Annotated in this window: 23 protein-coding genes and 1 pseudogene; 3 read left to right on the forward strand and 21 right to left on the reverse strand. The window is 46.5% G+C overall.

Features of this window, described 5'->3' with window-relative positions; genetic code table 11:
* Window positions 1-16: 16 nt before the first annotated feature.
* The 12 genes and pseudogenes from ACESZH_RS09385 to ACESZH_RS09440 form a co-directional block, all read right to left on the reverse strand.
* Window positions 17-918: pseudogene (locus ACESZH_RS09385) on the reverse strand (Na/Pi cotransporter family protein); the annotation flags it as partial.
* A gap of 212 nt (window positions 919-1,130) precedes the next feature.
* Window positions 1,131-1,871: a Type 1 glutamine amidotransferase-like domain-containing protein gene (locus ACESZH_RS09390; protein ID WP_373214599.1), complete on the reverse strand. Its 741-nt coding sequence runs from the start codon at window positions 1,869-1,871 to the stop codon at window positions 1,131-1,133.
* A gap of 22 nt (window positions 1,872-1,893) precedes the next feature.
* The gene (locus ACESZH_RS09395) at window positions 1,894-2,523 is read right to left on the reverse strand and encodes a PepSY domain-containing protein (RefSeq protein ID WP_373214597.1); all 630 of its coding nucleotides are present in this window, start codon (window positions 2,521-2,523) and stop codon (window positions 1,894-1,896) included.
* A gap of 252 nt (window positions 2,524-2,775) precedes the next feature.
* On the reverse strand, window positions 2,776-3,168 hold the full coding sequence (locus ACESZH_RS09400; protein ID WP_373214595.1) for a hypothetical protein: 393 nt from the start codon (window positions 3,166-3,168) through the stop codon (window positions 2,776-2,778).
* On the reverse strand, window positions 3,149-3,712 hold the full coding sequence (locus ACESZH_RS09405; RefSeq protein WP_373214592.1) for a UbiX family flavin prenyltransferase: 564 nt from the start codon (window positions 3,710-3,712) through the stop codon (window positions 3,149-3,151). Before ACESZH_RS09405 ends, ACESZH_RS09400 begins: the two co-directional genes overlap by 20 nt.
* Before the next feature lie 5 nt (window positions 3,713-3,717).
* Window positions 3,718-5,193, reverse strand: coding sequence for a UbiD family decarboxylase (locus ACESZH_RS09410; protein WP_373214589.1), 1,476 nt, complete (start codon window positions 5,191-5,193; stop codon window positions 3,718-3,720).
* 74 nt (window positions 5,194-5,267) lie between these two features.
* Window positions 5,268-5,915 (reverse strand): beta-phosphoglucomutase, encoded by a 648-nt coding sequence (pgmB, locus tag ACESZH_RS09415; RefSeq protein ID WP_373214587.1) that lies wholly within the window; start codon window positions 5,913-5,915, stop codon window positions 5,268-5,270.
* Between the two features lie 12 nt (window positions 5,916-5,927).
* On the reverse strand, window positions 5,928-7,577 hold the full coding sequence (locus tag ACESZH_RS09420) for a glycoside hydrolase family 3 protein (RefSeq protein WP_373214584.1): 1,650 nt from the start codon (window positions 7,575-7,577) through the stop codon (window positions 5,928-5,930).
* Window positions 7,578-7,595: 18 nt separating this feature from the next.
* Window positions 7,596-9,317, reverse strand: a complete 1,722-nt coding sequence (locus ACESZH_RS09425; protein WP_373214583.1) for a hypothetical protein — start codon at window positions 9,315-9,317, stop codon at window positions 7,596-7,598.
* A 50-nt stretch (window positions 9,318-9,367) separates the two neighbouring features.
* Complete coding sequence (locus tag ACESZH_RS09430) at window positions 9,368-10,348, reverse strand: alpha/beta hydrolase fold domain-containing protein (RefSeq protein WP_373214581.1); 981 nt, start codon at window positions 10,346-10,348, stop codon at window positions 9,368-9,370.
* 27 nt (window positions 10,349-10,375) lie between these two features.
* On the reverse strand, window positions 10,376-11,734 hold the full coding sequence (locus ACESZH_RS09435) for an MFS transporter (protein ID WP_373214580.1): 1,359 nt from the start codon (window positions 11,732-11,734) through the stop codon (window positions 10,376-10,378).
* A gap of 55 nt (window positions 11,735-11,789) precedes the next feature.
* Window positions 11,790-13,142 (reverse strand): alpha/beta hydrolase fold domain-containing protein, encoded by a 1,353-nt coding sequence (locus ACESZH_RS09440; protein WP_373214578.1) that lies wholly within the window; start codon window positions 13,140-13,142, stop codon window positions 11,790-11,792.
* 274 nt (window positions 13,143-13,416) lie between these two features.
* Between ACESZH_RS09440 and ACESZH_RS09445 the strand changes: the two genes are divergently transcribed.
* Window positions 13,417-13,650, forward strand: a complete 234-nt coding sequence (locus tag ACESZH_RS09445) for a LysR family transcriptional regulator (RefSeq protein WP_373214577.1) — start codon at window positions 13,417-13,419, stop codon at window positions 13,648-13,650.
* Here the strand turns inward: ACESZH_RS09445 and ACESZH_RS09450 are convergent.
* Window positions 13,647-13,790, reverse strand: a complete 144-nt coding sequence (locus ACESZH_RS09450) for a hypothetical protein (protein WP_373214575.1) — start codon at window positions 13,788-13,790, stop codon at window positions 13,647-13,649. The genes ACESZH_RS09445 and ACESZH_RS09450 overlap by 4 nt on opposite strands.
* Between ACESZH_RS09450 and ACESZH_RS09455 the strand changes: the two genes are divergently transcribed.
* Window positions 13,750-14,334 (forward strand): substrate-binding domain-containing protein, encoded by a 585-nt coding sequence (locus ACESZH_RS09455; protein ID WP_373219892.1) that lies wholly within the window; start codon window positions 13,750-13,752, stop codon window positions 14,332-14,334. The genes ACESZH_RS09450 and ACESZH_RS09455 overlap by 41 nt on opposite strands.
* Window positions 14,312-15,211: a LysR family transcriptional regulator gene (locus ACESZH_RS09460; protein ID WP_373214574.1), complete on the forward strand. Its 900-nt coding sequence runs from the start codon at window positions 14,312-14,314 to the stop codon at window positions 15,209-15,211. The genes ACESZH_RS09455 and ACESZH_RS09460 overlap by 23 nt, the downstream gene beginning before the upstream one ends.
* Window positions 15,212-15,527: 316 nt before the next feature.
* Here the strand turns inward: ACESZH_RS09460 and ACESZH_RS09465 are convergent, their stop codons facing one another.
* From ACESZH_RS09465 to ACESZH_RS09500, 8 genes are all read right to left on the reverse strand, one after another.
* Window positions 15,528-16,259 (reverse strand): hypothetical protein, encoded by a 732-nt coding sequence (locus ACESZH_RS09465; RefSeq protein WP_373214571.1) that lies wholly within the window; start codon window positions 16,257-16,259, stop codon window positions 15,528-15,530.
* Window position 16,260: 1 nt separating this feature from the next.
* On the reverse strand, window positions 16,261-17,445 hold the full coding sequence (locus tag ACESZH_RS09470; RefSeq protein WP_373214569.1) for an ATP-binding protein: 1,185 nt from the start codon (window positions 17,443-17,445) through the stop codon (window positions 16,261-16,263).
* Between the two features lie 116 nt (window positions 17,446-17,561).
* Window positions 17,562-18,155: a nucleoside recognition protein gene (locus tag ACESZH_RS09475; protein ID WP_373214568.1), complete on the reverse strand. Its 594-nt coding sequence runs from the start codon at window positions 18,153-18,155 to the stop codon at window positions 17,562-17,564.
* Window positions 18,156-18,288: 133 nt separating this feature from the next.
* Window positions 18,289-19,806: a helix-turn-helix domain-containing protein gene (locus ACESZH_RS09480; RefSeq protein WP_373214565.1), complete on the reverse strand. Its 1,518-nt coding sequence runs from the start codon at window positions 19,804-19,806 to the stop codon at window positions 18,289-18,291.
* A complete protein-coding gene (locus ACESZH_RS09485; RefSeq protein ID WP_373214564.1) occupies window positions 19,775-21,556 on the reverse strand; it encodes a sensor histidine kinase in 1,782 nt (593 codons plus the stop codon). The genes ACESZH_RS09480 and ACESZH_RS09485 overlap by 32 nt, the downstream gene beginning before the upstream one ends.
* 51 nt (window positions 21,557-21,607) lie before the next feature.
* Entirely contained in the window at window positions 21,608-22,678 is a 1,071-nt protein-coding gene (locus ACESZH_RS09490) for a Gfo/Idh/MocA family protein (protein ID WP_373214562.1), read from the reverse strand.
* Window positions 22,679-22,692: 14 nt separating this feature from the next.
* Window positions 22,693-23,517: a carbohydrate ABC transporter permease gene (locus ACESZH_RS09495; protein ID WP_373214560.1), complete on the reverse strand. Its 825-nt coding sequence runs from the start codon at window positions 23,515-23,517 to the stop codon at window positions 22,693-22,695.
* Window positions 23,517-24,395, reverse strand: coding sequence for a carbohydrate ABC transporter permease (locus tag ACESZH_RS09500; protein ID WP_373214559.1), 879 nt, complete (start codon window positions 24,393-24,395; stop codon window positions 23,517-23,519). Before ACESZH_RS09500 ends, ACESZH_RS09495 begins: the two co-directional genes overlap by 1 nt.
* Window positions 24,396-24,473: the final 78 nt, after the last annotated feature.

A 24,473-nucleotide genomic window follows, 5' to 3' on the forward strand; every position in this document is an offset into this window, starting at 1 on the left:
ATGCCAAATTGAAAATCGTGTTCGTATTGGCAATACCGCCGGAATGAATAGTGCTGTTCCATATAGCATCCAGCAGTCCAAGCTTATGGATCACCGTAACTACTGTCAAAACAACCACCGACTCGCTCAGGTTAAACAGTATGTTGACAACCCCTACCCTTTTTGCATCCGGCTTCGCTCCGATATTACAGACTATCGCCGTTGTCACACAGTCGCCCAGATAAATACCCACCAAAACCGCATAAATGGAACCAAAGGTAAGCTGTCCCGAAGTGGAAAACGCCTGTAAAATACCGATGGTTGCAGAAGAGCTCTGCAAAACAAAAGCCACTCCAGCTCCAACCACATAACCAATCAAAGGATTCTGTCCCAGATTTGAAAACAGCTTTTCAATGATACCGCTTTCTGTCAGACCGCTTACTGCGTCTGTCATGTTCAAAAGTCCGGAAAACAAAATACCAAAGCCGATCACGATCCTTCCTGCTTTTTCAGAGCCTCTGAATTTCTTGCCCATGATCAGAATAATACCAACGATCATTGCAAGCGGCGCCAGCGTAGATGGCTTCAAAAACTGCAAAAAAGAAGCACCTGACGAATTCAGATCCAAAAGCCTGATAATCTGCCCGGTAACTGTTGTACCAACGTTTGCTCCGATAATAATTCCCAATGACTGACTAAGGGGTATGATTCCCGCCCCCACAAGTCCGGACGTAATGACGATCGTTGCGGTTGAGGACTGAATGAGTGCAGTCATTAACAAGCCCATAAAAAAGCCTTAACAGGGGTACTGGTAAGCTTTTCCATTGCCTTCTTCAATGTGCCTGAAGAACTTTCCTTTAATCCATCGCCCATCATGCGCATTCCAAAAAGGAACATAGACAGGCCGCCCAAAATAGAAATCACATTAAAAATATTCATATCTGCTCGATTCTACCATTTATCAGTTGTATTTTTTATTTCGCTCGTTCCTCGCTCCATAAAAACGGCGGGTATCGCTGCTATTTTTCATTATCAATCTGCTTAACGTAGACTTAACATAGATTTTACCATATTTTAATACGAGATACCAGATTTTTTTATAAATTGATAATTAAAAAGAGGAGTCTGCACTCCTCTTTCACGCCTTTTCCCTATGCCTGATCATACTTCATATTACATTCATCCTCACAAATTCCGGTGATTTTTCCGTCCGCAATCTGATATGCTTCTCCCCATACAGTTTCCACTCCGTCCTGTATCAGCAGATAGCTCCCATCCGGCAGAACAAGAAAATGCCTTCCATAGCTGTCGCCGTAGGTGATATCCTCATACAGCCGCTTTCCGTCCAGTTCATAGTCCTTCACCATCTGGTAATGTGGAAGAATCATGGTTTTTGTCAGACCAAGCCCTGTCAGAAAGCGGACATAGGCAGGATCTGCAGCTTCCCCGGGAAGCTCCGGCTGAGCATATACCACATCTGCACTGTTCATGGTCCCCGCACTGATACCTATAACAATTCCCTTAAAATCCCTGATATTTTCCCGCAGACCAATCTCACGGAAAAACCTGTTCTGTGTAGGGACATGCCCGCCTCCCAGGAATATCGCGTCATACGAATGCAATGCAGCCTTCGATACATTCCCGGTTCTTGCATCCCACAGATCAAATGCTGCCACGGTAAGCCCTGCTTTTTTTACGGCTTCCTCAAAATCGGCTGTCATATTGTCATTTCTATCGTATTCTTCCGGTGCCGCTGTGATCATAAGGCAGCGCGCATCCTTTTTCCAGTATTTTCTGAGGTTTTCCACAAAGCTGTTCTTTTCATCCAGCCCGTTCACCTCACGGCTTCCGTCCAGCGCTCCTGCCGGACTGCTTGTCAAAAATGCAATCATATCTTTTCTCCCCTCTGTACCTTTAATCCCGCTCCATCTTAAGTACTTCTCCGCTGTAGGCATCAATTGTGTATTCAAACTCGTCTCTGTCCTGGTAAAACTCTACTTCGTAAACTACCTCATGGTTGCCTTTTTCAAATTTGATTTTCGAGAAGCTTACCTTTGCAGCATCAAGGCCCGCATCCGAGAGCGCAATTTCTTTGGCTTTTTCCAGACCGATCAGCGTATCCTTACTTGCCGCTGACTCCTTATTAGAATCTGCTGCTTCCTTTAAACTGTCTTTCAGGCTCTCTTCTGCTACTGCATCCCCGATATCTCTGCCATCCATTTCCCATTCCAGAATCGTTCCGTCATCTTCTCTGATCATGTACTCGTATTCAATCCCATCCACAGTAAAGGATACCTCATAAACCGATTCCCCATTTTCCCGTTCCGCCTTTGTACGCAGGCGCTCTGCTTTGTCGGCAGTAACTCCGGCATCCGCGAAAGCAATTTCTTCTGCTCCCTCTGCATCCACTGCAGCGCCTCCTGCATTCTGAACAACTGCCTTTTCCTCTGCTGCCAGCGCCGTATTCGCACCAAATACGATCATCACACCCAGGATACCTGCTGCCAGCACATTTTTCCCATTAAATAAATTTGTTTTTCTCATTTTATTTTTCCTCCTGTTTTTTATACCCATACCGATTCCATCATCCTCCACCGATAATTGGATAAAATTCTCAGCTAATAGAAGTCTCATATTTTTCTTGCCTCAACCATCTTGCCTTCTTTTTAATCCATTATAACACATTCTTATCCTATTAAGTCAATTTAATCCGAAGGACATAATCATAGAGCAGAAATACCGCAATAAAAAAGGCGTCCAGTTCCTCTGGACACCCCATTGCCAGGATCGCCGGGCCTACAGTCGCCGCTGGCTGGTGGCTGCCGTACTGACCGCGGTAAGCTTTAGCTGATCCAGCAGATACTCCAGCTCTTTATCCAGCGCCCCAAGCACCTCCTGGATTTCCTCCCTCGTGATATTATCATAGTGAATACCGGCTTCCACCACCACAGGGTCACAGACGGACCGGCTGACTGTCTCGGCCCATTTTTTACATACGATTCCATCTTTGTGAGATGGAAAAGAGACTTCTGCCACTACTTTTCCTGACTCAGCCACAGTGACTGCTCCAATATGCCCCTTTTCGCCGCCTTCGATCAAAATATTGATGCCTGCCCCGGTATCGTATACGTCAATCGTAATCCCATGCCCCAGCACAGAGATTGTTTTGCTACATTCCTTCCCACTCATAACAATCCTCATTCAGATCAAACTGCCGCAGTATCCTCTGCACCGTATGCCTGGTACAGTCCTCAATCGTCTTTGGATGATTGTAGTAAGTCATCATGGGCGGCATGATGATTCCTCCGATTTGGCTCATTTCATAAAGATTCCTTAAATGTATGGTGCTGAGGGGTGATTCTCTCGCCACCAGTACCAGCTTCCGGTGTTCTTTGAGCATGACGTCAGCCGCGCGCAGCAAAAGATTTTCACTGTACCCGGATACGATTCCCGCAACTGTCTTCATGGAGCAAGGAACAATAATCATCCCTTCCATCCGAAAGCTTCCTGACGCCGGTCTCGCCCCAATCTTGTCATTTTCATAATACACATCCGCCAGGTGCTTTACCTCATCTAATGACAGCTCTGTCTCCTGACACAATGTCAGTTCCGCTCCTCTGGTAATGATCAAATGGGTCTCCACGGATTCCTGCTTTTGTAATTGCCGCAGCAATTCCACTGCTATCGGCGCACCGGACGCACCGCTCATGCCGATCAACAAACGTTTTTTCATATTCATCATCCCTCAAAATCCGGCAGCCAATGCTTCGGATCCACCTCCATAAATTTTGCCCGTTCAAAACGAGCTTTCTGGTCAAATGGAACGGTACAGTCGAAGATTACCTTGCAGGCAACGCCTGTTCCTCTGATATGGCTGGAATATTTAGGGTTATTGGATGGATCAAGAGGGTGACACTGCACGCCAGGAATCGGGATCATGTCGATATCTGCCTGGAAGCGGGTAGTCATTGCCCACATGACATCCTTTATATCAAAGCAGTCCACATCCTCATCTACGAGAAATACGTGCTTCAGCTCAGCAAACGCACTGAATGCCAGAAGCGCCGCCTGTCTCTGCCGTCCCTCATCGGAAGGTACGGATTTCTTAAACTGCATGACCGCAATATATTTTCCTCCGCCGCTGGATGCACAGTATACGTTCTGAAGCTTGCCCGGCATGGCCTTTTCCACCATAGAGAGGATACTTGCCTCTGTAGGAATGCCAGCCATGGATACATGCTCCTCGCTTGGCCCGATACAGGTCTGCATGATGGGGTTTCTGCGTGTTGTCACCGCTTTTACCTTGATGATCGGAAGCTCCGGATTTGCCGGGCCGCAGTATCCCGGAAATTCCGGCATAGCTTTTCCTGTATCGGTATTCTGGTCTTCCCGCACACGGACATTTGGAAGTATCTCGCCTTCAATAACGTACTCCGCATTCGCGATTGCCTTTTCCTTGATAGTCAGGCACTGTACCATTTCTACCGGGGCCTTGCGGATAGCTCCGGCAGCCTGCAGCTCATCGTAGCCAAGAGGCGTTGTGGGCGGTTCAAAACAAGATGCAATCTCAATGGCCGGATCCACGCCAATGCTGATGGAGATCGGCAGGGGCTTTCCTGCTGCTTCCGCAAGCTCGCGGAAATAGCCAATATGCCTTGCTCCGGGCTGCAGGAAAATGGAAATTTCATCCTTAGACTGCAGGCACATTCTGTGGATCGTTACATCGGAGTCCCCTGTTTCGGGATTTGACGCATAGCACATTCCCAGAGTGATATACGGGCCTGCGTCCTCCAGAGTATTGGTAGGTGCAGGAACAAGCTTGCGCACATCAAAGCCTTCCTCTGTCGCATAATGGACGATCTCCTGGCATTTTGCCTGTTCATTGGGGATCACCACAGGTTTAACCGGATTTGTAACACTGTCCTTTAACAAAAATCCCAGCTTCTTCGGATCACAGTCCAGAAGATACCCTACTCTTTTCCTGCTCGCCAGAAGACCCGTGACAACTCTTGCGCCTTCGTGACCTTTGATATTATTGAAGATCATCGCCGGGCCTTCTTTGGTGGGACGCTCAACGGTCCCACCTGCGCCTACATGGCGGTACACTCCCGACAATTCTCCTTTCGGATCTACTTCTACATCTGTCTGCACCAACTGTCCCGGAATACTTTCCAGCAATTCCAGTGCAGAACGCAAATCATATACTTTTGACATGCTAATACCTCCCGTATTTGTAACCAGTCATCTGCCTTTGTAAGATCCGGCGATTCGCCGCTCCTTCCCGGCTCTTATTGCAAAAGATCCAAAAGATTGCCAAATCCCGTCAGATCATAGTCCTCCAGGCCACATTCCTTCGCATCTCCAAACAACGCCAGTGCCGTCATTCCAGCCGCTTTTGCCGCCTCAATTCCAGCCCTTGCATCCTCCACCACAGCGCAATCTTCCGGCTTTTCCCCAAGCTTCTCAGCAGCCACCAGAAAGACCTCCGGAGACGGTTTTGAATGGGTAATATCTGTTCCGTCAGCAACCGCGTCGAAAAAGCCATCCAATCCGATCCGTTCCAGTATGAATTTTGTATTTTTACTGGATGAACCGATCGCCAACCTATATCCCCGTTTTCTCAGCTCCTGCAAAGTGTCCCGCACCTCTTCGCTTAGATCTGCAGGACTCATATTCTTCAGCAGGTCTCTGTAGAGATCGTTCTTCTTCTCTGCAAAAAGTTTTTTCTCCTCCTGCGTGTATTCTTTCTTTGCTTTTTCCAGAATGATCTCCAGACTTGCCATACGGCTGACACCCCGGAGCCGGTTGTTGATCTTCTCATCAAAATAAATATCCAGACTGTCCGCCAATGTCTTCCATGCCTGATAATGGAACCGGTCTGTAAAACAGATCACTCCGTCCAGGTCAAAAATCACTGCTTTTTTCTGCAATCTCATAACTTGCTCCTCCTAAAATCTTGTATCTATCAGACCGCAGAACGGGTCCACCGGGCTGACGCCCGTAAAACCGCTCTGTCCCATAAGCTTTTCCAGTACCACTTCAATCACTGTCTCCGTTGCCGTATATGCATTGATATAGGTCTTCACCCGCGGTACATCCTGAAGATTATATGGATTAGAGAAAGAAACAAAAACACTTGGCTCCTCATTCACATATCTTGGCATATCCAGCGCATGTTTCATACACCATTGGATACGCACGGTCGTCTGGTTGCTGGCTTGTTCATAATTGGCGAGATACAGCGTCAGTCTCTTTCCAGAAAGCCCCGCGGTTCCGTGAAGGTCATCTTCAAACGGCTGATATAGTTCCACATCAAAGCCTCTGTCTTCCAGGTATTTCTTTGCAACGGCTGTCATACTTCCCCCGGGAATCTCGTCCTTTCCCAATGTGATCAGACGGATACTGTCATACTTTTCCTTTGAGACAGGCAGCACCTCCGGCTGGAGCTGTTTTACCAGCGTCACCGATTTTTCCGCGCACTCCCTGTGCCATGCGGCAGCATGGATCACATCCGGCTGGATGGGCGCTTCCCCTATCCTGCAAGCCTTCACTTTCAGCGCCAGAACTCTGGTCACCGCCTCATCCAAACGCTCCTGTGTCAAAAGGCCGTCCCGCAGCCCGTCCATCAAATACCTGTAATCCTCATGAAAATCCGTGTTAAAAACAAGCATGTCACAGCCTGCCATAATGGAAAGCGGAATTGCTTTTCTTCTCTCCATTGCCATGCAGTATCCGCCCATGATCGTGGCATCTGTGGTAATAAGCCCGTTAAATCCAAACTTTTTACGAAGCACTCCGGTCAGCAGTTCTTTGCTCATAGATGCCGGAAGGCATTCTTCCAGTGTAAGCTGCGGATTGATCTCCTGCGCCACATAAGGCTGCACAATATGTCCCACCATGATGCTCAAAAGATCATGGTCGATCATATTTTGATAAATTTCCCCGTAAGACTCATACCATTCCTTTGCCGGAAGGCTGTTATAAGTGGGATGAAGGTGCTGGTCCCTGTAATCCACGCCATCACCCGGATAATGCTTTGCGCAGGCAGCAACCCCATGCTCCTGCACAGTCTTCACAAAAATCTGCGTATTCCTTTTTACCCGCTCCTTGTCGCTGCCGTATGTCCTGACATTGGTAATAGGATTCAGGTAATTCAGATCCAGGTCGCTGACAGGAGAAAACGTCCAGTTGACCCCAACACTCTGCCCTTCTGCAGCACATACTCTGGCAAACTTCTCTACCATTTCGTCATCCTCTGCAGCAGCCACAAGCATTGGCCATCCGAACAGCGTGCCGTCACTGATGGCTCCCGCGCCGCCCTCTTCCAGATTGGCGGCTTTTAAAAGCGGCACCCGAGCGACTTCATCCAACGGACGGTACCATGCGCGGATATCCCCGGAAGGAGCCGGGCGGAATAAAATTCCGCCGACTCTGCTTTCTTTTACAAGTTCTTTTAACTCTTCTGGTGAATAATCACCGCCCATAACACAGAATAGCTGTCCCACCTTCTGCTCGGTTGTCAGACTGTCCCTTGTATCCCTCACCCACCGGATCTGCTCCTCATTGAGATAAAAAGGCTGTTTTTTTAAATCAATCACTGTTTTTTCCTCCTGCGGTCAGTTCCTGCAGATTTTTTCGATCCACTCTATTACTTCGCCCGGATAATCCGCTTCACAATGCGGCTGATCCCAAACCATCTGATAATCTACCTTTTTTCCTGCAGCGGCAATCTTCAATGCCAGCGTCATGCTTACGGATAAGGAAGTATCCGCATCACTGGCGCCTACCCGGATACGGTAAAACTCCGGTGCATCACTCTTCTCTTCTGTTGCAATATAATTTAACGGATTGATCAGATAGACCTTTCTCGCTAGCTCCTCATCGCCTCTTACGGCTTCATAGGAAGCATGATATCTCTCATATTCCTCCGGGAACCGTTCCTTCAGCGCCTCGATCGCATCTGTGATCCGGCTGTTAAAATGCAGTGCCGGAATAGTCTTTGTACCGAATACTTTATTCTCACCGCTGTCCCCTTTCAGAATGTCAAAGGAGGTACATGGTTTCATTCTTCTGCGGTGGTTCAGCACATAAGTATCCAGGTCTGAAATCTCAGCCTTTTTGCCGTCCCAGGACAGCCAGGATGCTTTATCTTTTCCCGGAACCTCCATCATCGGCGGTACAAACGGATGATAAGGCGCTCCTTTTGGCGGTCTGGAAACCATATCTCCCAGTGTCGGCGGCTCCATCGGCTTCTGATCCATCTTCTGAAGTGCAACTCCCGGACCGGCATGTCCCCGCATCAGCTCCGCATCGTCCGGACCATCAGGTCCCGGCCCCGGTGCAGGAGCAGGTACTTCATATGTGTAATTCCCTTTCAGATAATCCTCCACCGAATAGGTTTCCGGCAGCTCACCATTTCCTAGTTTTGTCAGAAAAATGGTCGCGGACTCATTCAGTTTTTTCATAAGATATTCATATCCGCTTCCGCTCCTTCCGTCCTCACCGATGTTTAAATCGCTTCCGTCTTCAGGATTTTTCAGCTTCAGGCTGTTGAAATATGCAATGTAATCCTTTTTTAACAGCTCTGACAGAGCCTCCTCAAATGGTGTCATGACACCTGCCGGCCCGGCCGGAGAGGCCTCATTTTCATGATCCGCGCAAAACATCCACTCATAGGCGAGGTCCGCATGCTCCAGATCCACGATAGGGCAGTAGATCTGGGACGCATAAACCGCATCGCTCTCGTCCATGAAAGCGCCGTTTTCTTCCAGATATGAGTCAAAATTCTTATTATTTCCTGTCACTGCCAGCAGGGTTGACATAGCGCCGCCCGCAGACCAGCCAACGGAAATCAGACGGCTAAAATCCCCCGGCAGATACTTTGCATTGTGCCGGAGAAAACGGATGCCGGTCTTTAGATCCACCAGATTAATGGGCGATCTGCCGCAGAACTCTCCTTTTTCATTTTTGGACTCGTGTCCGCGGTTTCCGCAGGATACATAAACATAGCCTTTTTCCAGGTACGGATGCGCATAACAGCGCGGTCCATCCAGCCATACGTGAGGCATCTGCATATATCCGGCAGAATTATTTTCAAAAATGACCGGAACAGTCTTTGCCGTATAGCCGTTCTTTTCACCATTCGGATCAATCTCTCCGTTTTCTTTCATATACGGCGCCGGCACAAAGATACTCAAACGCTGGAATTTGGGCGTTGTTGCCTTATCCGTATAGAGAATGTCCTCCAGGCACCAACACTGGTATTTTTCGTCGAAAAACCATGCGTCCCTGCAGTCACACAGTTCCAATGTCTTATTTGTGATCACAATATTTTCCATTTTTTTCTCCCTGAAATACTATGAAACCCCTGTCATACAGATTTGTCAGTTCATAAATATCTTTTTACAAAATCCCAGACCAGATTCAGGTTTTCCTCTGTTCCATACTGTTTATCCTCATGATCCGCTGTGGGAAGTGTGGTAAATTCCACTCTGTCTTCTCCCACCTTCTCACGGATCGCCTCTACCAGAATAACGGACTGGCGGTAAGGAACCAACTTATCTACACATCCGTGCTGAACCAGCATGGGCGCCATTTTATCACTGATATATGTGATAGGATTTGCCTGTGCAAGATAGGATGGGTCCAGAGACTGAAGCGGTCCGCCCATATAGCTGCTTTCCGCAGAGGAGGGCTGGTCGTGGTCCACAAAGCTGATCCCGTTTTCTCTTGCCATATCATCCATAACGGCAAAATCGATGGGTCCGAACTGGTCAACTGCTACATTTACATAACAATCCCGTGCAAATGTTTTTCCTTCCTCCCCCGGAAACTCTCCGTTTGGGATATTCATGCCAAGCATCGCGCTTAAATTTCCTCCCGCAGAACCGCCGATCGCTCCAATATGGGCAGGATCCAACTGATATTCCGGTCCATGTTCCTTGATAAACCGAATGGCCTCCCGGCAATCCAGCACTGCCGCCGGGAATTTCGCTTCGCCGCTGAGACGGTATTCAATAGAACCAATGGCTATTCCTTTTTTCAGGAGCTTCAGATAGGTATCCATGTGGTCATCCCGCTTGTCCCCCAGTCCGAATCCGCCCCCATGGATATGAAACAGCACCGGGAACGGGCCTTCTCCTTCTTCGGGCAGATAGATATCCAGCGTCTGGTTCGGCGACTCCGAAGCATAAGGAATATCCAGATACTTTCTTTTTACCCAACTGATGTCCGCCATAGGAGGCTTAAAGTCAACCGGAGGCCCTCCTGCCCCTGGTCCGCCCTTGCCTTCGGAACCTTCCGGAGCAGGACCGCCGAACTGTAAAGAGCCTTTTAATTCGCTATAATCATCAATTACCTTTTTTTCCATATCAAACACCTCGTTCTAAAATTCCTGTCATCTCATTTTCGGTTTCTTGGTTTCACCCAGCGCTGCACGGATCTCCGGCAGATACTTCTCAACATCCATCAGAAGAACACCAATCAGGAGAACCACGCTGATAATAACACCGAGCCATCCATAGTCAAAGCGGATCGCAGAAACAACCTTATCTGACTGGGTCATAGCGGTGGGGTCATAGGCAACTGCAGCCAGGATCCATGCGGTGCAGGCGGAACCGAAACCGATACCGATCTTGGAACCGATAGACTGTGAGGAAGCCATCAGACCCTCAGAACGTACTCCATATTTCCACTCGCCATAATCAGCCGCATCGGCACAGAACGCATAAAGTCCTGCAAACATCGGTCCGATACCGACAGAACGAAGAATGGTTCCTGCCAGAAGCATTGTTGTATTGGATCCTGCCAGACCAATGATTCCGAAGCCAAGGATCATCAGGATCGCGCCGCCTGCCATAAACATTCTCTTGGAAAACTTGTTTGAAAAATATGGCATAAAGAACAGGATCACAATACCAGGCGCCTGGCCAAAGCTCATTAATACGGTCATAAACATCGGGTTTCCTAAAACAACGTTGCAGTAGTAGATCTGTGCGGCAATCGCATTTGCGTTCGCAAACAGAGTCAACGCTCCAAGGATCAATGCGATCCAGAAGTATTTGTTCTTTAAAACAGCCGGAAGCTGCTCTTTCATAGGAATGGAGCTCTGCGGCTTTCCTTTCCCATCATCCATACCAACGGTTTCTTCAATAGTAAGTCCTGGGATCAGGATCAAAACACCTGCTATAACTCCGAGGATTACGCCAGTCACTGTCCAGCCAAATTTAATCTGCAGACCGGTGATCATAGATCCAACTACCAGACCTGCCAGGTTGTTGCAGATAGAAGATACGGTAGAGGTTGTGTTACGGTCCTTAAAGTCACGGGTCATACGTGCCAGCAAAGCAGTATGGGCAATACCAAAAATAGTGTAGACAATACAGTTCAGGAAAATGTATGTAACGTAAGCATACACAAGCTTCATTGCCTCGCTCCAGCCCTGGGGTACGCTCAGGATCAAAATAATACCGATGCACATCAGGGGCGCACAGATGATCAGCCAGGGACGCGCTTTACCCAGCTTTGTGTTTGTTTTATCCACGATTCCGCCCATGGCAAAGTCTGTAACTCCATCCAGTAATCGGCAGATAACGAACATTGTGCCGATCGCTGCCGCCGCAATGCCTGCAGTATCCGTGTAATAGCTCAGCAGGAAGGATGCCAGCAGTGTGCTCATGACATTTCCGCCGCCTGCGCCGCAGCCGTAGCAAATCTTTTTCCACATGGGAATTCTCTGGTTCTCTTTTTGGTTCATTTTTGTAACCTCCCTTTTGTATTTTGTGTGCTTCGTCCGCACATTCTGCACATTGTTATTCTGCGGTCTTCAGAAATTCAAAGATTGCCGCCAGATTTTCTTCCGTATAAAATGCCGCATCCTCGTGACCTGCGCCTTCCAGGATTCCAAAATTCACATTCTCTGCTCCGAGAACCTCCCCTAATCTTTCCGCAAAATTCTCTGACTGCGTATAGGGTACACTGGCATCCGCATTGCCAACCTGGATCCAGGCTTTCAGGGTAAAGTCCTCCGGCAGTTTATCTTTATAGGTTTCCCAGTATGTCTGATAGGTTGTCTCTTCATCCTCACCGATGGCCTGTCCAAGAAACTTGCTTTCAAAGGAGCTGTCCTCCGAATAGGTGGTGTCCTCTGTTCCGAGGGCTGCATATTCGTCATCCATTGTATAAAATTCTACCGGACCATAGAAATCTACCAGTGCCTTTACCGCTGACGATTCCTCCCTGTTCTCTTCCACATCTCCGTTCAGCTCTTCCGCATCAGGTGTCAATGCAGTCATCAGAGCCAGATATGCTCCCGCCGATTCTCCCCAGATGGTGATATTATCCGTATCAAATCCGTATTCCTCTGCATTGGCACGAACAAAACGCACGGCAGCCTTTACATCTGACAGCGCAGCCGGAAATACTGCCTCTGCGGATTTCCGGTAATCTACGCTGACTACCGCGTATCCGTTTTCAACACCCGTCTCGATCACCGGCTGAATGAGTTCCATTCTCTGATCCCCAAACATGAAGCCTCCGCCATGTACCAGCACGATTACAGGATGTGCACCATCGCCCTCAGGCAGATAAATGTCGCAGATCTGTGATTCCGAATTTGACGCGTATGCTGCTGTGGCATCCGCATTGCTTTCAGCAGCCGCCCCATTCATTTTCATCATTCCGTCTCTGGCCGGAAGACCTCCCTCAGGCAGACTGCCGTCCGGTAAGCCGCCGCCCGGTAAGCTACCGCCCGGTAAGTCACCGTCTGGCTTCCCGTCGTCTCCTTGTCCGTTTTCCGGTGCAGAGCTGTCTTCGTTATAGTTCACGGGAGTACAGGTATCGCCATCTAAAGTCCACTTACAGGACTTGTCGCTCTCGAAAAACGCAGCCTGCGGCGGGTCGTTTTCAAACGGTCCGGTGGTGATCACTCCGTCTTCACAGGTATAGGTGCCTTCATATACCTGCTGCCCCATAAACGCGTTATCCTCTGTGAGAGTGTACGTATCATCCTCCCGCAGCTCCAGCGTCCATGGTACTGTAAACTGTCCGCCCATGGCAGATTCCTCAAATGTATAAGTTCCTGCCACACTCTCATCGGCAAAAACAGTACATTCGGTGCCAAAAAGCAATCCCGCTGCCAATGTACAGATCAATGCCCTTTTCATTATCATCCTTCCTTTCCTGATACTTTTTATCTGTAGCTTCACTTTAGCATTCTCAATATGAAATAGTAAGTCCGGTCGGCACTTCTGTTATTCCATATTTTTGTTGACTTTGGACAGGATTCCTTCTATAATTTTATTATTCGTAACGGCTCTGGACTGCCAAAGCCGTTCCTATTCACAGTTACTTCCACTGGGTAATTTGGTTTGATACGCAGAAATGTTCTGTTACATAAAAAAAGAAATGCGATAAGATATTGTAAAAAGGAGGAGCGTGATGGATTTTAACCGCCTGCAGGAATTTGTCATGATCGTAGATAATAAGAGCATCGCTAAAGCGGCAAAAGAGCTGCATATTTCTCCGGCAACCTTAAGCGCCCGTTTCCGTACTTTTGAACAAGCCCTGGGGATCACTCTGTTTGAACCTGGCGGTTCGAAGATGAGCTTAACAAGAGCCGGCTCTCTTTTTTATAAGGATGCGGTCAAGATCGTTCGGGAATACCAGATTTAAAAAAAGGAACTGGCTTCCGCCAACGACAAAGCTTTTTCCAGTTTACGCATTGCCATTTCCGGCTCCGGACTGCCGTTCTTTCTCGGACCCTTTCTGGATATCATCAATGCCAGATATCCCCAGAGCCAGTTGGATCTCATAGATGATACGTTCTATTCAATTACGGAGGGCCTGTTATCCGGACATGTGGATTTTTATTTTGCCTCTGTTTTGAATCAGTTTAAGCCTGCAGGAATTTCCAGGTTCCTCGTCTCCCACACACAGCCCCATGTGCTTTTGCCTTCCGCCCACAGACTTGCTTCCGGTATTTCCGTATCCATGAAGGATCTGGATAATGAACGTTTTATTTTATATCCCAGGACAAAGGAACACTGCATCCGTGATTTTCAGCTTGCAAACCTTCAGGCTGCTGAGATCCGTTATTCGCAATATGAGCATAACACATCGACCCCGTTTTATGAATTGCTTGTACCTATCCAAAAAGGGATCATCCTGTCACCTACTCCCTTTTTGAATGTCCCTCCCAATTCTGTGGCGCTCCCGGTAAGCGACATAAAATATGAGGCACCCTCTTGTCTGTTCTATTATCCCGGTAATGCCAAACCAGAAATTAAGCTGTTTGTATCCGCCTTCACCAACTTTATCAAAGAGGAGACCCGCCATGAACACACAAAAACTTTATGAATTTCTGATCCTGGCCAAAACGCTCAGCTACAGCAAGGCAGCAGCAGCCCTTTACATTTCCCAGTCCGCCCTTTCCAAGCATATCAAGGAAATGGAATCGGAATTGAACACAAAGCTGTTTTTCCGGACAACTCATGGCGTTACTTTGACCGATGCGGGATTTCTGCTTTCCAAGAAGGCCGCAGGACTGATCGACAAATGCAACGAGGCCGCCAACCTGGTCCATCTCACAGATATCCCTCTTACGGGCAGGATTCATATAGCCTGCGTACTGGAACTGTCCTACGCGGCTCATATCCGTATTTTTATCAGCCGGTTTATGGAGAAATACCCGGATATCCATATCGATGTAGCCGTTTTGTCAGAAGGCACATCTGAAGACATGATGAATAACCTGGAATACGATTTTCTTTTTACTCCATGCGAGTTTCTCCACCTGCCCCAGGGAATCCAGGCACATTTGATCCAGAGCCATGGAGTTTATGCGGCTTTATACCCCGGTCATCCTCTGCTCTCCAAATCCACACTCCAACTGCGGGAGCTGGAAGGCGAAACCATCGTTGTCCCCTTTTCCCATCAGCTTTTCGGCCCATATGCCCAAAACTGGCTGCTTGTGCAAAAATACACGCACAACCAGGTAAACTGTATAAAAGCCCCCAATCTCCCAACTGCATTATATGAAGTGCAGCTTGGCCGCGGCATTGCCCTGGTACCCAGATATATCAAAAGCTTTGTGTCAAATAATATCTTTTTTACCGGCATCTCCACGGATGCCTGCCATTTTAATGAGTATCTCTATTATAAAGAATCCAAAGAAAACAAGGCCGTACAATTATTTTTTGAAGAATTCCGCAAGTCCTTTCTTCAATCCCTTTGATCGCCCCGCAGATACCGCGCAAAACACCACCGCCACCGCTGTGCTCACCCCTGTAGCCAGGATCGCCGGGCCTACGATCACTGCGGGCTGGGGGCTGCCGTACTGGGCGCGGTAGCTGGTATCAAGATAGGACTAAAAATTTTTTTCCGTCGTATTACAGCATATAGAATCATAACAGCAATCCATATATAAGGCGCTACATCTGGAACTGCAAATGTTAATATTCCGCACACTATTCCTAAAATCATACTCGTTTTATGAACACATTTTCTTTATGGACTGAAAAATAAGTTCCTTTTTAACATCATATTGCAAGTCACAGAATTTTAGGTTGATGAATAATAATATGTACTTTCTTTCCTTTTATTTTTTCCTCATAGTTTTTCTTGAAAACCATAGGATTTTCTATAATCTTTTCCTTGTCATATAAAAAGAAATAAATATTTTCTGCACCGTAATGTACCATATCTGCTTCTATTTCTTCAGTTAATTTCTTTAGTTTCATATTTTTTCTGGTGCATTTTATTTCAATCACGTGTTCAGAATCCAGAAAAATATCTGTTCTAACCGTGCCATATCCCGTATCCTCATTAACCTCGGCCCTTGCCATAGGATAAAACAGTTTTATACAAGCATACAACAGATGCTGCACATCATATTCATTTTTTATTTTCAAAGCATCCAGTTGTTCCTGCTGAATTCCTCCACTCTTATGTGGTTTACGCTCTGTTAAATTTTCCAGAAACAGATAAAAATTGTTTAGAATTTCAAGAAGCTGTCCGTCTTTTCCATCATCGCGCAATATATCTTCAATATATGAAATTACTCTATACTTCGCGGTCTCCATATTTTCTTTAGTCTCTTTATCAGAATATACATTTTGAGGATAATACGCAATTCTTTCCAATCCAAGAAGTTCCTGCGGCCCTATCCCAAGCCCTTTCATGTATTCCCGCAAAGACGCTACCGCACTTTGAAACATCTGACGATCCCTGGCATTCCGAATACACTCTACAGCCTCTCCCATACTTCTTATATTATTAAGCATACTATTTACTGCCACCTCCCCACCGCAGATAAAATAAAAACAGCGGATCTAAAATATATAAAACGCCTTCCTTCCAGTCAAGAACCTTAAAAATATCTTCTCTTCCGTGTAACAGTTCCTGCAATTTGGTCAGACTTTCTTTGATCGCCTGCGGGGTTGGTTTTTTACAATCATCTGAAATCATACCGTATATTCGGTTTTTCACATCCTCAAACTCCAATTTCATAATTGGCGGATTTTCCGCAATCGATTTTACAATCAATTCATAAAGATCACAGGGATATCCACCTTTTACCTGAAAGGTATTTCTGCTTTTCCCCCGTGTATTTGGTCCTTTCTTCATCAACGATACAACATCCCCATATTCAAAATTTGCTGTTGTATAACGATATGCCGTCTCCAAAATCTCCTTACCGATCCGTAACTGCTGTTTGCCCGACATTTCCAGTATTGTACAAATATTGAGGCAAATATACTGCATTAACTGCGGCGATGACAAACTTTCTACTGCAATCTGTTCTGCAATCGCATCTTCAATTTCAATGTCCAATTTGGAGAATCCCAGCTTTGCAATTTCCTTTAAGTCTGCCACGTCCCATGGTTCCATGTTAATAAGGCTTAACCTACCGGACAAATCTGCATTCTGACGTATGGCTTCATCTGCCCGGTGTGGAAGCGATACAACAATCGCCTTAAATCCTCTGCGTATTGCATCCTTTAACTGCTGCGCAACCTGCATCCGTTTCCCTTCCGGGGCATAGTGAAAATCATCTATCACTAACACAAGATTTTCCTTTTTATAATATTCAATAATTTTATCTTTCGTCAAAGAAAACGTTTCTTTCTTCGTATACCTATCACTGGTTTCTGCGATTCTCTTTTCTGATGCAAACTGACCCTCATAAGCAAGTCCAGCCTTTGCTGCAACCAACTTCCAAAAGTCCGTATCTTCCTCAAAATCAGCCCCTGAAATTTCCACTATATTTTCAAAACCAATTACCTTCTCGCAAAGGATTGTTTTCCCCATTTTAGAAGGTCCAACTAACGAAGTTAAAAACCCCGAAACTTTAATTGCCTGCATCAAGCGAAATTCATATGATAAATCAGAGACTGCTGATTTCCGCGATATATAAGTATATTCCGGGAATGCTCCCGGGCGAAATACATCTTCTGCACGCAGCTTCATATGCTCTTCCTCCTATCTCATTTTATACATTGTAACACATTTTAAATAAAATTAAACCGTTTTTATTCATTTTAATTAGATTTATTACTTTTTAACAATGATAAAAACGGCGAGACTCACGCCCACCGTTTTTTTCCATTCATCACCTTACAAAACACCACCGCCACCACAGTGCTCACCCCCGTAGCCAGGATCGCCGGGCCTACGATCGCCGCGGGCTGGGGGCTGCCGTACTGGGCGCGGTAGGCGATCATATTCACAGGGATCAACTGCAGGGACGATACATTGATGATCAGAAAGGTACACATTGCCCGGCTCGCCGTCTTGCCGTCCCCTGCCTCCCGGTTGATGCGATCCAACTCCTGAAACGCTGTCAGGCCCGATGATGTGCTCGCCCAGGAAAGGCCCAGGAAATTGGACAAAAAATTGAGGGAGATATAGTGCTTTGCCTTTGTCTCTCCCTCAAGCTCCGGGAAGAGGAACTTCAGCACAGGCTGAAATCCCCGCGCCAGTTTCTCCACCAGTCCCGCTCTCTCTGCAATTTTCATCACTCCGGTCCACAGCGCTGTGATCCCTACCATGGAAAAACAAAGAGTCACCGCTTCCCTGGCGGAGTTCACCACTCCTTCTGTCACACCGTCTAAATTCCCTGTCAGAGTGCCGTAGAGCACCCCCAATAAGATCATTCCTCCCCACAGATAATTCATCATACCGGATCCCTCCGCACAAACACTCTTTTTACAGATTATGCGCATTCTTCCGCACTATTCCTGCCATAGCACCTCGCACGGGAGTGTCCCCGGCATTCTTCCCTTCCTGTAAGGCAGACTTTTCCTGTTCCACTCATTCCGAATCTACGTTTCTTACATACTCCCTTGGACTCATTCCTGTAATCCTTTTAAAAACTTTGGAAAAATATAGGGAATCCTCATACCCCAGAAATTCTGCCACATCCTTGATCTTCATATGATTTTCCCTTAAAAGCCGCTTTCCCTCCTCCATACGTTTCTGCACAATATAATAAGTCGGCGAAACACCGTAATGCGCTTTAAAAATACTGCTCAGATAGGAAGGCGCAAATCCGAAACACCGTGCAAGCATCTGATTCGTGATATTAACCCGGAAATTTGCATCAAGATACTCCTTCATTTTTTTAACAAGAACCGATTTTTCATTCGCTTCCACAGACGCCGTTCCAAAAGCGCTCTGGAACAAAGTGTGAAATTCCTGCTTCAGTTCATCTATGGTGTAATAATTCTCAAGTATAAACTGTACCTCATTCTCCAGCTCAAAATATTCTATATGTCCGGGCAGCCTTGCGCACATCCTGGAAATATAATATTTAATATCGTGCATAGCCTCTCTGTAGGGTATGGGACGTTCCGTGAGCAGCTCCAGCACCTTAACAAAGCCCTCATATACTCCTTGCGGCCCATTTTTTCCGTACAGCAGGATCAGGTTGTCTATCTCTGCCTTATGCCGCGAACCTTCTGTTTCCGTCTCCTCCGCACAGTGCATAAAAAGTGCATCCTTCAGGAAGATCATATGATTCCGGGTGTATTTCTGCATTAAGCGGTACATGGGAAAAACATTTGACAATTCCACTGCATCCCTGTGGTATACCGTGGTCAGGAAAAACGGTCTGCATTCCAACTGCTCCAGTACCCGCTGAAGCCGGAAGCTCTCCAATTCGCTGTCCTTGCGGATAAAGATCAGTTTTTCGTTCATATTCTTTCCGTCTACTATCCAGAACTTTTCGTGAGGCAAGATCTCCGCCAGCTTTTCCTCTAACCTCAGGCCGCGGTAGATTGCCTCGTAATTCCACTCATTTTCACCCCAGTATCCATAGTTGCTTCCAAATGTAAGCAGCACCATACAATACTGCTGCTGAATATCGGCTCCCCCCGCAGGCAGGGCCGGCACGTTGACACCGGTCATGGCTTTTTCCAGCTTCAGCGCCTTTTCCTCAAACTGCTGTTTGCGGTAATACTCTTCTATTTTGTCAAGCAGCAGCTTCAGCTCCCGATCCTTTAACGGCTTTAGAAGATAATCCAGCGCCTTATTGGAAATCGCACTTTTCATATATTCATAATCCGTATGCCCACTGATGACAACCGGGACCAGCCTCATTTTTCTAGTTGTCACATATTCTAGCAATCCACATCCGCTGACGATCGGCAGATCCATATCCAGAAAAAGCACATCCACCTCTTTACCATTCTTTTCCAGATATTGTATTGCCGTTTCGCCGTTTTCAGCGGCAAAAATAACCTGAAAGCACTCATTCAACTGCTCTATTTTTTTGCATATGCTCCTCTGAATGGGCGGCTCATCCTCCACCACCATCACCCGTATTTTCATATTTCCCTCCTACGGTTATACATGTACCATTTTCATTGCTTTTCATGTCAAAAATCATGTCCTCTCCATAGGCAATATACAGTCTGGCATATACATTCCGGATCGACAATCCTCCGATCTTTAACTCCTGCACCAATTCATTCATATCCCGCAGACGCATCTGCTCCAATTCCCTTTTCAACTGTTCCAGCTTTTCCTCCTGGAGCCCGCCTCCGTTGTCCCTGATCTCTATCTCCCAGCACTTCTCCGACACAAAGATCTGAACAAATATTTCCCATGGGAAGGCTTTCGTGTTAAAGGCATGGGCAAAACAATTCTCTAACAATGGCTGTACAATAAACTTTGGCAGAAGACATTCCTGCCTTTCTCCCACATATACCATCGTATACCGGAATTTATCCTCATAGCGCACCTTCATCAATTCCAGATAATTTTCCGCATGCCGTATCTCATCCTTCAGCTCTCCGTAGCTTGCCGTATAATTTGTGGTATAACGGATCATATCCGACAGTTTCTCGCAGATTTCCGGTATCTTCTCCTCCTCATCCGTTCCCGCCATTCCGGAGATAATGGTCAGAATATTATGGATAAAATGGGGATTCATCTGCGACTGCATGGCAAACATCTGGCTTTGTATCTCATTCACCTTGCTTATCATGACTTTTTCCATAGATAGCTTCAGGTTCTTTACCAGACCATCAAAAGCCAGATTCAATTGTCTCAGCTCATCTACGTCCTGTGTTGCCACTATGGGAATTTCCTGGAAATTCTCGTCAACCTGAAGCCCCTCCAGCATATCACACATCTGGGCAATGGGCTGTGTTGTCCTCTTAATGATCTGAATCTGCCCAATGAGGATGATCAGAATAACAGCTCCCAGTATCAGAAGTGTCCACATAAAAGTATATACCATACTGACGATCAGACTGGTATTTTTAGAAACGATAAACACACAGATTCCATATTCCGGAAGCTCCTCCAGCTCACAGTACAGGCCTTTATGGACTGACCCCACAGGATAATCCAGCAGCCCTTTTACAGAGTCCGCATTCCGCTCACTTTGAAAGGAATACAAGAGTTCTCTCTTATCCTGCGACAAAATAAAGCACTCCGTATCCTTTCCCAAAAGCTTTTCATAATGTGAAAAACTATCAAAATCTATCTGCACCATCACATACCCCAGACATTCGGATGGAATCAACTGATAATTTTTTATTTCCCGCAAAACGGAAACCGTAGGCACTTCCGCTTTCACAAAAGGATCCGCACGGTCTGCCCGGAACAGTCTGGCCTTTCCGCTTTGCTGAAAATACGCCGCCGTATCCTCAAACACAGACTGATCCGGGCAATCCTTCTTTAAAAATCCATAATCCACCAGATTTCCTACATATGCCAGATTCTGCTTTTTATCAAACAGACTGATACGCCTGTAAAAGTTTTGTTTCAGCATATAAGGAATCATATTCTCGGTCAGTTCATAATTAACCGATGAATTATCAACAAAATAATTATTATTTCCCTCATATGACCGCAGGCCGTCAAAGACCTGAATAACCTGACGGCTGGCAGCCAACTGCAGTGCAACTCCGTCTGCCATCTGCAGCGTATTATCAAGCTGTGAAGTGATTCCGCGAAGCTGGACATCCACCTGTTCTTCAAATGCCTGCTCGTTGGTGCGAATAAGGTAGAGCAGAATCACAAATATCATCAAAACCGTTACAATAGTGACCATTATGATATTCTTCAGCATAATTTGTCTCTGAAACTGGTATTTCCGCAAAAAATCACCTCATCACATGCTTTACTTTGCCCAGCTTTGTGTTTCTGTACGCACAGTTTCTCCGGATTCAATGGCTCTTTCCATTTCAAAGGATAAATAGGTATCCTGAAGTGCTTCCTTTAACGGATAAAAATCTTTTCCCGTCATTACATATTCCTGCATTCCGCAGAGACAGGATGCCACGGCAATTTCATCGTCATTAAGCCTTGCCGGATAAAATGGATTTGCGTATACCTCTTCGTCCAGGAACATGATTCCTTTATGCGCCCACTCACTGTTGTTATTGATTCCAATATCCATACGCCTGAAATCCTGCTGAACCGGCATGTTTTCCCGATTCAGGAACCGCACAGTGGAGTCGTTGATCTCTCCGCGCACACCTCGGATATTCCATCTCCGCGTACGGATGGTGGAAAAATACTGCTCACCGCCAAAATCCAGAAAAGCAGTCTTTCCGTTTTCAAAGCTCATTGCTGCCCAGTCACGATCCATCTTTACAACTTTTCCTGAATAATCGAAGCCTTTCCTTCCGTTTGTCGCTGTCACATCAGAAATAAACTTCTGTCCCTGTATCGTACAGTTTTCATATCCAATGTTCAGGAACTTGCGGTACATACTTACCGCATGATACCCGTGAAGGGCAGAGAGCATTACCTCCGATACCTCCCCAAGGAATCCCTTTTTTATGACTTCCAGAGCACCAGCGTAATAAGGCTGAAGGAAATACTGTTCAACCACCTGGACCCTTCCGTTCAGGCGCTGTGCCTCCGCCCACAGCTCATTAAGCTCCGCACTGTCTTTTCCCGGAGGGGTTTCGCACAATACCGGAACCTGAAGCTCCATCAGGCGCACCAGATACTCTTTTACGATTGTCCTCGGAACGCAAAGCACTGCAAAATCCGGTTTCTTTGCCAGCGCTTCTTCCAGGTCACAGGTGGCAAACAGTCCTTCCTTTTCCGATACTTCCTCTGCACGTTCCGCTGTTCTGAGAACGCCTGCACAGATTTCAAACTGTTCCGGCAGCATCCTGGCAATCCTGTAATAAAAATCAGCCCGCCAGCCATATCCGATCACAATAAATTTTGCCTTCATCTTCTATTCCTCCTTTATCCCTTTACTGCACCGGAAGTCATACCTGCAATAATGTGCTTCTGCAGGATGATAAACAGGATCAGCATAGGCAGGACCGCCAGCATCAGCGCTGCAAATACATACTGCCAATCCCTGTTATATCTTCCGAAAAAGCTGTAAATTGCCATTGATACGGTTGCTTTTTTTGCGGAACCAAGATAAAACAACGGTATCATAAAATTATTCCATACATCAATGGATGTTATAACAATATTGGTAACCATAATGGGCTTCAGCACAGGCAGAAGGATCTTGCTGAACATCTGCCAGAAGTTACATCCGTCTATAGCTGCCGCCTCATCCAGCTCCCGGGGCACTCCTTTTACAAAGCTGCAGAAAGTCATGACGGTAAAAGGTATCCTTAAAGAAACAAAAATGCAGATAACAGCGAAAAACGTACCGTATATATTCAATGCTTTCAGCAGGAAAAAAATCGATGCAATCTGCAAAGTCAAAGTCAGACCGAAAATAAAGTAATAGTATATGCCTTTTGTCAGTCTGTCATTTCTCCTGGATATCACAATGCCCGCAACAGCTCCCAGCAGCACAGAGATCACCGTTACCGGAATCGTGATGATCGCGCTGTTGATATACCCCAATAAGATCTTCCCTGATTCCATAACGTGGGTATAATTGGAAACCAGCCATTCCGACGGCAGCGCCAGATTAAACATGGAGGCTTCCGACTGTGTTTTAAACGAACCAAATACCATCATCAAAAATGGTATCACATATATCAGAGCAAATGCAATCATAATTACAGAAAGTATGATCTGTCCTGTCATTTTTTTGTTCTTCATCACATCTCAACCTCCCTCTTCGTAAAATACCGGTTCATAGTAAAGGATATTATGACCACGATCACGGCCAGGATCACAGAACCTGCCGTAGATTCTCCCAAAAATCCAAGGCTGAAGGACTGGTAGGTGTATGTAGCCAGCACCTGCGTGTCAAAGCCCGGACCGCCGTTGGTAATGACATAAATTATGTCAAAGACCTTCAGACCGCCCGCTATGCTTAAGGTTACCACAACCGTCATGGACGGCACAATGAGAGGCAGCGTAATGTGGCGGAACTTGTCAAAGGCAGTGGCGCCATCCAGCGTTGCGCTCTCATAATAGTCCGCGGAAATAGCCTGCAGTCCTGATATAAATATAAACATATTGAATCCTGCCCACATCCAGGTTTCCACAAAAATGACGCTTCCCATTGCGGTACCGTAGCTTCCCAGCCAGTCTCTTGCCACACCGCCCAGACCGATCATTTGCAGAACATTGTTCAGAAGACCTCTGTTTGCAAGAATAGACTTAAACAGAACACCGACTACCGTAATACTGATAACGCAGGGAGCATAATAGATTGTCCGCAAAACGCCTCTTGCCGCTACTTTTTTTGTAAGTGCAAGAGCCAGCAGAAAACCGATCCCTGTTTTTAATATTGTGGTAGCAAATGCAAAAATAAACGTATTTGCAATGGACCGCAAAAAAACCGGATCCTGTAAAAGGGCAATATAATTTACCAGTCCGGCAAATTTCGGTTCAAACATCCTGTTCATATTCCAGTCTGTAAAAGAAAGGACCAGGCTTATGGCAATGGGGACCACGGAAAAAACGGTATACACGATCAGCGCGGGGGCCAGCGTCCATAAGGGGTAAAGGGATTTTTTCTGTTTTTCCATACTCTTCCTCCTGATAAAATGCAATTCACATAGATGACTTTGCGGTAAGAAAAACGAAGGGGATCAAAAGCATCCGCT

This window comes from Ruminococcus sp. 5_1_39BFAA (assembly GCF_964240875.1).
Lineage (GTDB): Bacteria > Bacillota > Clostridia > Lachnospirales > Lachnospiraceae > Blautia_A.